Raw genomic sequence first — 12,669 nt, forward strand, 5'->3', positions numbered from 1 at the left:
GGCCTGTAAACAATGGGTTAAACGAATGATGCTGTGGTTTGAGCCTTTCCGTTTTTTAAGCTATTTCCAGAACACTGTTTAAAGAGTTGGAAGTACTTCAGCAAACACTTAACACCACCAGGGATTCAGCAACTCCCAACACATCAATTAGTGCATCCTTGCATTGTGTGCTTTAAATTTCTGGGCAGTCCGTGGCCATGCCAGCTCAGAAATCAGACCAGATTACATGGGAACGTCCAAGTGGAAGTTTCAGGTGACTGATCCTGCTTGCCCTCGTGTTTTTTCTCCATATAAAACTTTTGCCAGGGACCATCAGGATAGCCGAGGTCCTCAAAATATTTTTGTGTATAACTATCATTTCTATCCAATTGACTCTCATATTCTTCCAATGCTTTGGCCTGATCATCTTTTAGCTGCTTTTCATAGATTAACCTCTTGACATTACCATCCGATTCCAGGGCAACACTGCGCTTATCAAGCAATACCTCCTTAATCAGGTCAGCTGGCGTCTTCCCGTCATTATCCAGCTGCAACAGTGTTGACTCTCCAGTGATGTTCAGCTGATTTTCCAGCAGATACTCAAAGACCTTCGGATTTTGCTGCTGTGTAGCGAGATGCAGCAGACTGCTCTGGCTGTTTGTGCTGTGCATCAGATAGTCGTCAAAGTAAACCAGGCTAAACTCTCGCCTGAGACAGTTACAAAGCTCGGACACCACATCCAGGTTGCCAAACTCGGCGGCCACGCTTAGTAAACTACTGCCGGTATTATTTACCGTATTATTGAGTTTTCCAGCAGCTGACAGTTCGTGAATTAATTTTAAAGCACCCTCATTCCAGCTGTTATACAGGGCAAAATGCAAAGGAGTGTCACCGTTCATGGCAGGCATTTTCTTATCATCCTTTGTAATAATTGCCAGTTCGTCCACATCAATTGCGGAGGTGCATTGATCGATGATCCTCCAACATTGAGGGTCAGCAAGTGCTGCCTTCAACAGCACCCTATCCTTTGCCAGGCAGGCAATGTGGAGCGGAGTAAGCTGATGGGGAAGGTTCCAGCTATCAACCAGACGATCATCGTGGGTAAGCAGCTCTTCGGCAACGGCCCTGGCATTGTCAAGAAACGTTCCTAACTCTGCTGACTTCAGAAACTTGCTTGCCGACTCAGTGAACTCAGGCACCGCTGATGCCTTATCAGATTCATACATGGGACCCAGGACATTCTCCGGGGGCAGATTAATTACACCACCAGTACCATTCATAATATGCTCCTGTGTTAACTTATCAGTTGGAGCAGGTTTCCGGTAGAAAGTTCCCATAAGTCAGTGGTTTTTCTCGTTTTCTCTCCTCTGTCAATGAGCGGTTGGCTGATGGCTTTCTCAAGCTGGTGGAGATGATGAACCATTCACTTTGGGCTGATCTCGATATTCAGGCCATAGAAAACGCTGTCGTATAGGGTGCTTAAAAAATTTGACTGCGGTTCGAAGGAATACAGAAAAAGAGCCGATATTTCGGCCTCTGATTGATGATTAAACTCAGACAAAGACTTGGTCTGGCAATTCAAATTAACTTCAAAATTACCAGATCAGGTCTGAATCCAGCTTTACGCATCAATTACATTCAGGAATACCCTCAATAGAATCGGAGTATTGAACGGCCTGAATATAATCCCAGCATTTCGGATTTTTAGCCCACTCAGAAATCATTCTTCCAGAAGAAGACCCGTGCAGGTACTTTTGAACTTCAACTGACCAGATTGAGATCTGCTCTTTCAGATGGTTGGAAATATCCTGGTTATTCCAGATCATATCCAGATTCATTCTATCACCAAGCTTTAAGGACACCAGGGCCAGGGTATAGGCTGTGATGTTTGCCTGAAATGCCTGAAACTTTGGCCTGATCAGCTTAGTGGCAGCTTTAAACAAGATCCCTTTAGCAATCACTCTCTTAAAGTCAGCAAGGGTCGGAGTTTCTTCACCAGATTCCCAGCGAAACTCAGGCAATGTCGCCATAAATTTCAAGAAATTTTTCTGTGCTCCCTGAGAGACTACAGCAGGTTTTTGATCCCAGATGTTCAGAAACTTAGCCATATCCGGTTTGGTTACTTTTCTGGATGTAGGGATAGCTTTCTGAAGGGCCTTCTTTTTCGCAGGTGTACTGCCTTCACGTATCAACAGAGTTCGATAACTGCCTGCAGAACGCTCATAGAACCAGCGACTGACGCCATCCGGGCAATAAGTAGTATTAGCAAAATGCTCTAACTGCTTATGCAGTTCATGATGGGCCTCCAAATCTGAGTCATTTACCTTATTCTGGCTATTCGCATACTTGGAAATATTTCGAACCAGCGAGTCTTCACTGTCAGAATCAGAAGATCGCAATACAATAAGTTTTGCAGGCACTTTGACACTGGAAAGATCTACACCTTTATCTTTCTTCTTAGTGAAGTAAAGCGAAGCCGTTGTCTGACCACCATTTACAATCTGCATCCCCTTCAGCCAGGTGATCCCGGGGCCACCATCCGATGTCTTACCTAAATGCGCTTCGTCTGCAACAATAACCAGGCCATTATTGTAAGCCATAAAGCGTTCAGGATTTTCTTTCAGGGTATCCCTGATCCCTTTATTGACCTTGCCCGTCACCTGGAGGAATGAACGAACATTTGCCTCCAGAATTCTCTGGCCATATTTTTCATAGATAAAGCGCAGTGCCTCGCCAGGAATGACTGTCATGGCATAATCATACTCAGTCATTTGCCCCGGTACCCACACACAGGGCAACGCTTCACCAGCAACTTCTTCAAAGTTTACAACCAGTTCATCTCTGGGCTTGCCAGCGGATGTATGCCTGTACAACCGCTCAATATCCATTACCTCCAGCTTAATTGTCTTGCCCTGTATCTCTCTGGATTGAAACTGCTTTGATTTTGCATTCAGCACGCGGTCTGTAAGCACGTAAACCCGAACCTGGTCGAGACTCGGGTAAGCTGCTTCAACAGTTGCAGCAAACCCGTAAGCCTCGCTGGATTCATCCATTTTTCCAGACAGTTTCTTTTCAGCACACATGCTAAGAAAGCGCAGACAATAATCCGCTGCCTTTGTTGCTTCAGACAGAGGCAAAGACTGAAGTTCTCCTGAACCATTATACAGGCTGACAAACATATCCAGTTGATCAACTTCGTCAGATAATGCATACCCACTGAGCCTAACATTTGCCTTACTGACTTTAGCATCAAAGTGGCACACTACTGGTTCGAATGTCATACCGATGTCAGACATATGCTGCATCATAACTTCCGTGAAAACAGACTCCGGAAATGGATATGGCTCATCCGGCATATCCATTCGTTCATTCAGCAGTTCTTGAACTTCTGCCTGCGTCTGTCTTAAAAATTCTGCTAATTCCATTTCAAATAATACCTAACTGTCTGTACATCTCAGCTACAGGCACTTCATCAGATGCCGACTGATCGATGTCAATTTCATACCTGGCAGACCTGATTCCTGCCGGAACAGTACCCGGAGTCATTCTGGGGAGTTCTCCGCCCACTAACAGGATTCTGATCTCTGCAACTGAAAACTGCCTGATATAATGCTCACTGTGTGAATCAAGGTAACCTGCTCTCAACAGCCGATTATCAAATTCTGATAAGGCTTGTCTGTCCTGGGACATTAGCTCCCTGATAACACCAATCAACTCCGAAAGCGTCCATCCAGAAGGATTTCTACTCAGACGAACTGCCCCAAGAAAAATGGGTTGCACTACGGAATCATCCAGCTGTTCAAGGGAATGAATTTTTGCGGGAAAGCCCTTCTCAGCCAGAGTCGCTTTTACTTCAACAGCTCCATGGCCAAGCATAAAATCCTGCAATCCATCCAGTGGCCCATACCATGACTCAACAGCATTAAATGTGCTAAGTCCGGAGTCTGTCAGCTGTTTCAGGAAAATCAGCTCACCAAAAAGACCAACCTCGGCTTCTGGTCCGAGTGCTGCCCGGGGTTTGCTCATAAATTCCTGCCAGGCTCTTATTCGTCCAATAAATGCGCTGAACAGCGTTGCCGGAGGCATACCTGACTTTTTACCCACCATGGTCAGAACATCCCTGACCATGGTAAGAAATATCTCAAGGCTACCTGACTTCAGTCTTATAAGGCCTATCCATGTCAGCCCTTTACCAAGGCGCTCATCACGAATTTTTTCTACCCGAAAACCTTTGCCCTCAGGTAGCTGCGTGGACGATGGCTGACTTTCCAGATTAAAGCTAATCAGCAGTGCTTCATCATTTTCCGGAAAGTGGCGGGCAGCCATAATACGACAATCCCCCGGAGAGGTTACCGGTACAGCCTGCCAGCCGGTACCTGAACCCGGATTGTTTAATGCCTTCCAGGAAGCAAGGATCTCATCATCAATATGAAGGGTCATATTCCTGCTCCCAAAGTACGTTGTTCACTTCATACTTAACCTTTGTGCCGCTGTGACTTCCGGGGAAGCTGATACCAAAAGACACTATTGGTGGAGTATTCTCATCATAACTGTCATCAACGCCCTCAGGGCTCAGCAGGTAGATAAGCAGAAGCCCCCGTTCAGGGTGGCCGACTATATGGCCGGCACCAAATCCTCTGATTTTTCGCAGAGCAGGACCATTAGGCTGCTTTGGCGGCACACCTTCAGTACCTTCCGACCGGGCAGGATCATTCTTCCAGCTGTTCCGGGTTTCCGTCAGTGCTGCACTCCAGGCATCGTCGTCAAGGTCAAGTGCTTCATCCGCTGGCGACAGGAGTCTTCCAATAGAATAGCGATCCTCAGTAATCGTTTTAGGTGTACGTTTTACCAGCCGAACGGTACTGGACTCATTAATTGAGTAATTCCTCTTTTGACCCCCATTAATCACGGCTACTGTCCATGATGTCAGTTCGTGCTCTCTGGTCATGTTCTGAATAAAGTCTGAAAGCAGCCTGCTGTTGACTTTCGTGGCACCAAGGTGAGTTTTGTATTCGCTTAAAAACTGAATAACATCATCTGCAGGCACATTGGACCACTGAATACCATTACCGGACTTCTTACTGCCATTCCGGTTTCTGTCTGGAATCGGCTCAGGTTCACCCAGGCGAGCTGTGAGGCTGTCAAAGGCCTGCAGGTTTGACTCCAGAGAGTTTAAATCTTTTAAAAGAGAGACTGTTTCAACAGACTGCCCACTGAAGGAGAGGTAAAGGCTTTGAGCATTCCTCATTTTTAATCGGGAGGTAACCATCAGGACAGGATGCGAAGCTACCTTCAGTCCATATTCCTTTGGAGTCGCTCCACTTGCAGTCATCAGGTCAAACTCTTCGCGCAGTTCTTCTGATGCATCAGCAATATGTTCAAACCACTCAATAAGATCAATGGTTGTATACAGCCTGCACAGATCAAGATATCCCGGGCGATATCCAAACCAGCGCCCCATCTGCATCAAAGTGTCATACATTCTGGAAGCACGGAGGAAGTAACTGACACAAAGCCCTTCCAGAGTCAGCCCCCGGGCAAGTTTATCCCCACCAACAGCAATGACTTTCAGACCTACGGCACTGTCCGCATAATCAAGCGCTTCTTTCGCAAAACCGTTGATAGCTCTTACTTCAATCTCTGAGATAGCATCCGAAAGTTCTGCTTCTACCTGCGACCAGGTCAGCGTATTTTCATCCACCATATCAGGGTGCATGGAGTGAATGGTTTCTGTTGTTGTCAGAAAATCACTTTCCCAGAGCAATCGAAGTTGATGAATGACTGCGTCATGATCAATCCGTCGCACCAGGCGCTTCTTGAGCCAGTCCACATAAGCTGCCACCTGATCTTTCACATGCCCCTGAACGGATGTAAATCGAGTGACGTGTATCAGCATGGAGCAGTGCTCATCTTTCTGCCCTCTAAGCCTGCGCAGTGTACAGGCAAGCACAAATGCATCGACTGACTCCCTCAGAGACTCAGGTATGCCATGCTTCTGGTCACTTGATGGGTAATAACCATTTTTATGCCTGGTTGGCATCCAGCCTGATTTTTCATCTTCAGCGCAATGGTCATTTACCACTTTAACAAGAGGAAGGCCTCCATCCCTGCCATTTTCAGAAGAACGACCAAATACTTTTGCAGGACCGATGTAACTGGATGATGCTGAAAGGTTTGCGATAAAGGCTGATGGAAAAAGATCAGGCCCTTCTTTTTCAGTCTCACTACGGTTGTGAATGAAAATATTTGCGAATGGTGTCGCTGTATAGCCAACATAAGCTTTACGGGTAAAGCTATGAAGTATTCTTCGGGTCAACCTGTTTATTGCTGTGGGTTCATGCTCAAGGTCAGGTTTACCGAACTCATCATAAGCCTGGTCACCGGTATCAACCGATGCATTGTCCGCCTCATCATCTATGATCAGAAGAGGAAGGTGGGTAACAAGTTTTCTGCCTGTCTCAGGATCCTGAATATTGGCCACATGCTCCTGAATCCACTTCAGTAACCGCTCCAGAACCGATTTGTTCTTTTTCACAACAAACAACCAGGGTCGCTCTTCTGGGGATATGCCAAGATGTCTTGCAGCCTTGGTGTTAAAATCGCCTTTTTCTGAACGGTTAGTTGCAAAATTTGGTCGTATGGCCGGGTCTTTGTCAATCTCGCCCACACCAACAACGTGCATTTCATCCTGAATGATACTCGTCGTGAAACCCAGAAAGCCTTCGTCCAGTCGTATCTGAGTCTGGGAGCGCAGGTTATTGTGCATGCCGGCAAGCACAATAATTATTTTGTAACCGGCATCAGCCGCCTTGCAGATCAGGCCTGTATAGTTGCCCGTTTTACCAGACTGTACGTGCCCAACAACCAGCCCTCTTCGATCCCATGATCCCTGACGTTTTGGATCTTCAAGATTGCCAAGAATCTGATCTGTTGACTTATCCAGTCCTTCAACAATATTCCAGGACAGTTTTTTCTCCTGGTACTCACGGTAGCGCTGCCAGTAGCGCCAGCCCTGTTTACGGTCCTGGTTCAGCCAGGCAATATGGCCTTCGTCGTTGGTCAATAATGCATCATCACCAACCCATGTGCTCGCTCTGCGGATAAGCTCATCAATAATCGCACTCTCATCAGTGTCAGCTCTCCACTCTTTTTTCATATTCAGAACAAGATTCATCTGCTCCTGAATAATCGCTGGAGTAACCTGACTTTCTGCCTCAAGCATATTCTGTACAAAAATGAGGACCTTCTGTTCAGTGGGATTTAATGCCATTTTCCTTTCCTTGTCAGGCTGACTATTTCAGTGATGCGACCAGCTGAGGGTAATCATGAAACGGTTCTGTCTGAAGAAGCTTTCTTTTAGCCTCTTCAGCACTGAAACGTTTTTTACTCGTGAGGTTCTGATACATGACAGACAACACCTCAACCACCTCTGATGGTGCCTCACCATCAAAGCAGGTGCGTGGTGTTTCTTTATTTTCTGCTGTATCCAGCCATATTCGCTGAACCGGAATGGTTTCTTCCAGTATTCTCAGCATGGCTTTAATCTGCGGTAACAGAGAGCCAGCGTCATCCAGCACGGCCCTGACTGCAGGGTGCGCGTCATCCACTCTGTAACGTACGCCGCCTGCCGTCTGATCAGCACGCCATGCCTGAACCACAGTCTGCCCGTTACCCGTTCTTGCAGGTCGGCCTCTTGATGCAAAAGTTTTCCTGGCTCTTGCCCTGGTATCTTCAGCCAGGCGCATCAACCACTTTCTCATATTGACCGGAGGACGTGCGGTTGCCTTGCGAATATCTATTTTCCAGTCTGAGTCCACAGTATTGGGAATATCCAGCCTGATGCGTGCAAGTCTGTGCGCTTCTTCTTTAGTCCACGAACGGCCTCTGCCCAATCCGAGCCAGCTGCCCGCCAATAACAGTCTCCGGTTTCTATAAACATAAAAACCCTGCTGAGCAGTCCAGCCATCAGGTCCACCTGCTGACTCAAACTCTTTATCCGTCAACCTGTCTTTATGAGGTAAAACATGACACTCAACGCCGACTGTGCCACCTTGAGTTGCCTGTGATGCCAGCGGTGAGTTCCAGGATTTAGCGGGGTGGCCAGTCATAAATGGATCCCAGGGTTTCACCCTGCAGCCATTTATATAAATTTCAAAACGCTGACTTTTATCTTCAAGATATCGATGAAAAACCATCGCCAGATGTCGTTCAACTTGATCCATCAGCTCCATAAAATTATCTTCGGTAAAACCATCTGTGAGAATACGATCCAGCTTTTCCCAGAGAACAAGTGTTCCGTGATCGATATTTTTGACGGGTTCTACCAGGGGCAGCCCTGTATCTGACGGCCCTTCCAGCATAAACCAGCCATCACCAGAGCTTTCAACCAGTACATCAAGATCCCAGCGAAGACAGTTAAACTGATTATTCTGCGTTGTGGCAACTGTCAGGCTTCTGCATTGAGAAAAGGATGCAGTCTTCAGCCCCATGCCAAAACGACCAAGATCTGACTCCTCACGATCATCAAGAGGGTTCAGCTCACCCAGCCTCATTGCCTTATCGAGACCAGTAGCATCCATTCCGATACCGTTATCCTGGATTTCTATGCGTCTCTCTTCTCCCTGCCAGACAAAATTGATATCAACCCGGCTGGCTCTGGCAGCAATACTGTTGTCAATAATGTCTGCAAGCGCAGATGCTGTCGTATAACCAAGGCCGCGCAGGGCCTCTATCATTGCACCTGCCTTTGGTGGTGCGTGCCTTCTATTACAATCAGTCATTAGCCATCCTTAGCAAGGGTGTTTCCACAGCATCATAGTCAACAAAGATTCTCAAATGACTTGTTATGGCTGGAACTCTCAATTTCCGAAGTGCTTTTGCTTCAATCTGCCTGATTCGTTCACGAGTCACGCCATACTCTTGGCCTACTTCTTCAAGGGTGTAGTCAGATTTTTCATCAATACCAAAACGAAGCTCAAGTACCCTTTTTTCTCGATCAGTCAGCGTTTTAAGAACAGCTTTGAGCTTGTGATCCCGGTCACTCTCTATTTTTAAATCTTCTGGTGTAACAGAAGCAGGATTGGGGTAATCATCGAATGCGATTCCATCAGCATTCTCAGCCTCAAGAGAAATACACTTTTGTATTCTGATAACTTTATATTCGGGAATATCCAAGACTGTTGCTAACTCAGATACTAATGGCTCTCTACCCAGTTTTTGCCTCAACTCCCTGCTGACACTCTGTAGTTTATTGACACTCTCTACCATGTGGACAGGCAGTCGAATATTTCTGGCCTGATCTGCAATAGCCCTTGTAATGGCCTGGCGTATCCACCATGTGGCATAGGTTGAGAATTTGAACCCTCTCCTGTAGTCAAATTTCTCAACAGCTTTCATCAAACCAATGTTTCCTTCCTGAACCAGATCAGCATGATCAAGACCTCTGCCGTTGTATTTATTGGCAATCGAAAGCACCAGTCTGAGGTTGAAGGTAATCATTTCATCCCGTGCAGCAGTAATATCACACTGCAATTTTTTTACCCTGGAGCTGATACTCACTAGATTCTGGAAATCAATTCCTGTCTTTTGCCTTACGTTCTGTATCTGATCCTGCAACCGGTTGATTTCATCAGCATGCTGATCAAGTCTGCCTGCGCAAAGAGGATACTCTGCTTTAAGCTGATGATTCAGTTCGCTGCCCGGATTTTGACCTGCAGCACTCACCGCAGCCGTACGTGGAATCCTGATTTTCCGGGTATAAAGATTGATCAGAGATTTTTTGATCTCGCTGACCTTATCAATTGACTGGTACAGCGCTTTAACCAATATGTTCAGTGTATCCTCAGTGAGGACAAGACTCTTGAACGCATCCTGTACACCCGATTGATTTGATGAGCCTGGTGCATCGAGGAAAACTTCAAGAGCTTCAACAATTGCCTCAAAAGGGTATTCCTCACCAGGTTCCTCCAGCTCATCGTCATCATCTTCCTGTTCATCCGCGAACAGGGGGCCAGTAACTCTTTCCTCAGTGCTGTCCTCATCTGAGACGATGTGCAGCTCAGCAATCACTTTCTGAAGGGCCTGTTCAGGGTTATCCTCTCGAAGTGCTTCCAGGCAGAGATGAGCAAAAAGCTCACAGATAAACGGCACTTCAGACAATGTCTCCATGATGGCAACCCGGGCTGCTTCTCTACGCCTGCCATTCTCTACTTCCTGCCCCCGGGTAAGAAGCTCTTTACCGGGAAGGCTGGCGTAGTAGTAGCCCATGGGCTCATCCCTGGCATAAAGAATGTCATCAAGCAGGAGCATTGCCTCATCAATGGAAGCTGCATCATTATCTTCATAGCCATCAGAAACAGGCTCCCCCTCAAACATATGGCTGTCTATCAGGAAGCCATAACTTTCCAGCACTTGCCGGATATAGAAAACCTTTTCTTCCAGCCGGCTGTCAAGCTGCTCATATAAAGCATCATTCTGCAGGACTTTTGACAAATTACTTGGTTTGGACAATTGAGAAGCACGGGAACTTTTTAATATTGGATCTGCATACAGGTCAGTCACATAATCGGTAACAAAACTTTCCGACAAAGTACCCGTACGGGCACCCTCTTCAAAGAGCTTGCTGAACCCCTCAAAAACCCACTTTTTCCTGAAAAGTTCAAGATCAGGGTTATCCGAAAATTCTGGCAACTCAATAACAATGTCCGACCAGTCTTCTCCAGAATCAATCGGAATATGTTTTGTGATCCGTGACTGTATTTCACCGGCCTGATCTTTACTGTCGCTGTCTTCCTGTGGAGGAATATCTTCACTGGCTATCTCCCAGCCACCAAGATCTTCCTCTTCGCTGAATGAGGCTTCATTACCGGCAAAAATATGCGTTGAGCAAGAATCCTTATGGTCTGGCTGCGTTACATGATGAACATGGTCACACCCTTCTACAGAGACTATCCGTTTACCCTGTTCATGCTTTTCACAAACCGATACTGTTTCACATCCCTTCTCACTATTGGGAGAGATTTCTGGCTCAATATCTTCTATCTCCCAGATGTCAGCAACAAAATCATCACTGGATTCAAAGCCATTCCCGTTAACTTCACTGCTTTCGGTAATGCTATTGTCTGTCTCATTAATAGAACCAGCCACTTCAGCCAAAATGGCTGTATCTTCCACTGAACTCTCAGGAGGAGAGCTATTTCCCGGTGTATCATTCAGACTTTCTGAAAAACTTTCCAAGACAACTGTCTGCTTTCCGGAGCTCTCCTGACTGACAGCATTATCAATTCCTGCAATTGAATCATTATCGGATATGGCTGTTTCTGAGCTGGACGTATTCACACTGCTCCTGTCAGTCGCAAGGTGACCGTTAATGCCAGGCAGGTCTTTCAGGTTGCTGTCAGTTGAGGGCAGAAGTTCCACTTCCAAATGGGGCTTTATATACTCAGTAAGCAGATTCACAAGATGCTGATATTTTTTTTCTACTGCGTAATCCAGAGCCTTCTTACCACTGTAATCTGGCAGCTCAGGATCAGCACCATTCTCAAGCAGCAGCCTGCAGATCTTGAAATGCCCTTTTTGCACCGCAAGGATCAGAGGCGTGGTGCCATCACTGTCCTGTACGTTTACTGACGCTTTGGATTTAAGCTGAACCTGAACAGCCTTCTCAACACCAGTCAGTACCGCAAGTTTTAACAGACGACTGAAATTCCCCTTTGTACTTTTACTTATAGCTTTCATACCTGACTTCCCTGAACAACATACCCTGGCGCAATCAGCGCATTCTTTACGCCATAAAGCTCCAGTGGATTGCTAAGCCACAGATCATACTCTAACCCATCAAGGCTATAATCCATCGTACAGTCAACATTCCAGAACCGGAGGTAATAACCGGCAACTGCCGCACGAAGCTTAATCCTCAATGATTTACCGGTAATGCCATAATCCATCACTATGGCTTCTTTATACTTCTGCCCCGGATGCGGAACCAGGTGAAGTTCTACCCATCTATTCCACTGATCATCATTCTCAATGGTTTCATGTCGGGCAGAGCAGTCTTCCAGCAGTCTGGATTCAGAGATACGCGACAGAATAAAATCCCGGAACTCAGATCTTTTTCGATCATACGCTCTGACATGCCAGCGCTTGCCACTGTTAACCAGGGCCGAAGGTATTATTTCTCTTTCAGACCAGCCACTGCTCTTTGACAGGTATCTTATCTTAATGGCCTTCCCGGTCTTGATCGCCCTTGTCACTGTAGACAGGTTGTCTATATCAAAATCATTAAGGAAAGCCGGGATGATACAGTTTATCTGAGGAGGAAGGCTGCTGACGATATCACCAAAACCTTCAGTAAGAGCACCCAGGGCTCTTTGCAGTGAGTGACTGAAGACAGGGCTGAAGACGATAGATGGCCCATATATTTTTTTTGTCTGATCAAAAACAAGATTGTCTGCTGCGTACTTCCGATAAAGCGCTATATCTCTTGTAGCACCAGCAGGCCCCACACCAAATTTTTCAGATATGTCAGAGCGCCTGAGTTCACCAAGAAAATATAATCTGAAATCAATAAACGCCAACCGCTCACATTGACTGCGACTGAGAGAGTCCATGGACAAATCTGACATAATGCTCTGACAAAAATATATATTGCAGAGCATTATAACAACCCCGGTTTGTAATTAAATTGCGTAT

The 12,669-nt window shown here is 46.3% G+C and carries 7 protein-coding genes; all 7 read right to left on the reverse strand.

The features are described 5' to 3' along the window. Window positions 1-212 precede the first annotated feature (212 nt). On the reverse strand, window positions 213-1,259 hold the full coding sequence (locus J7439_RS06245; RefSeq protein WP_209200969.1) for an ankyrin repeat domain-containing protein: 1,047 nt from the start codon (window positions 1,257-1,259) through the stop codon (window positions 213-215). A gap of 348 nt (window positions 1,260-1,607) precedes the next feature. After that, window positions 1,608-3,404, reverse strand: a complete 1,797-nt coding sequence (locus J7439_RS06250) for an AIPR family protein (protein ID WP_353623008.1) — start codon at window positions 3,402-3,404, stop codon at window positions 1,608-1,610. A gap of 1 nt (window position 3,405) precedes the next feature. Continuing rightward, window positions 3,406-4,419 carry a PD-(D/E)XK motif protein gene (locus tag J7439_RS06255; protein WP_209200971.1) on the reverse strand — a complete coding sequence of 338 codons (1,014 nt, stop codon included), beginning with the start codon at window positions 4,417-4,419 and terminating at the stop codon, window positions 3,406-3,408. Beyond that, complete coding sequence (locus J7439_RS06260; protein ID WP_209200972.1) at window positions 4,403-7,249, reverse strand: Z1 domain-containing protein; 2,847 nt, start codon at window positions 7,247-7,249, stop codon at window positions 4,403-4,405. The genes J7439_RS06255 and J7439_RS06260 overlap by 17 nt, the downstream gene beginning before the upstream one ends. 22 nt (window positions 7,250-7,271) lie before the next feature. Continuing rightward, window positions 7,272-8,714 carry an ATP-binding protein gene (locus J7439_RS06265; RefSeq protein WP_353623010.1) on the reverse strand — a complete coding sequence of 481 codons (1,443 nt, stop codon included), beginning with the start codon at window positions 8,712-8,714 and terminating at the stop codon, window positions 7,272-7,274. Between the two features lie 37 nt (window positions 8,715-8,751). Beyond that, window positions 8,752-11,715: a sigma-70 family RNA polymerase sigma factor gene (locus J7439_RS06270; RefSeq protein ID WP_209200974.1), complete on the reverse strand. Its 2,964-nt coding sequence runs from the start codon at window positions 11,713-11,715 to the stop codon at window positions 8,752-8,754. Next, complete coding sequence (locus tag J7439_RS06275) at window positions 11,712-12,587, reverse strand: WYL domain-containing protein (protein WP_286198231.1); 876 nt, start codon at window positions 12,585-12,587, stop codon at window positions 11,712-11,714. The genes J7439_RS06270 and J7439_RS06275 overlap by 4 nt, the downstream gene beginning before the upstream one ends. Window positions 12,588-12,669: the final 82 nt, after the last annotated feature.

Origin of the sequence: Salinisphaera sp. G21_0 (genome assembly GCF_017744115.1) — a bacterium.
Lineage (GTDB): Bacteria > Pseudomonadota > Gammaproteobacteria > Pseudomonadales > Endozoicomonadaceae > Endozoicomonas.

Coding starts and splice junctions, on each gene's coding strand:
- J7439_RS06245 (WP_209200969.1), bottom strand. CDS start 1,259: ATGAATGGTACTGGTGGTGTAATTAATCTGCCCCCGGAGAATGTCCTG.
- J7439_RS06250 (WP_353623008.1), bottom strand. CDS start 3,404: ATGGAATTAGCAGAATTTTTAAGACAGACGCAGGCAGAAGTTCAAGAA.
- J7439_RS06255 (WP_209200971.1), bottom strand. CDS start 4,419: ATGACCCTTCATATTGATGATGAGATCCTTGCTTCCTGGAAGGCATTA.
- J7439_RS06260 (WP_209200972.1), bottom strand. CDS start 7,249: ATGGCATTAAATCCCACTGAACAGAAGGTCCTCATTTTTGTACAGAAT.
- J7439_RS06265 (WP_353623010.1), bottom strand. CDS start 8,714: ATGATAGAGGCCCTGCGCGGCCTTGGTTATACGACAGCATCTGCGCTT.
- J7439_RS06270 (WP_209200974.1), bottom strand. CDS start 11,715: ATGAAAGCTATAAGTAAAAGTACAAAGGGGAATTTCAGTCGTCTGTTA.
- J7439_RS06275 (WP_286198231.1), bottom strand. CDS start 12,587: ATGGACTCTCTCAGTCGCAGTCAATGTGAGCGGTTGGCGTTTATTGAT.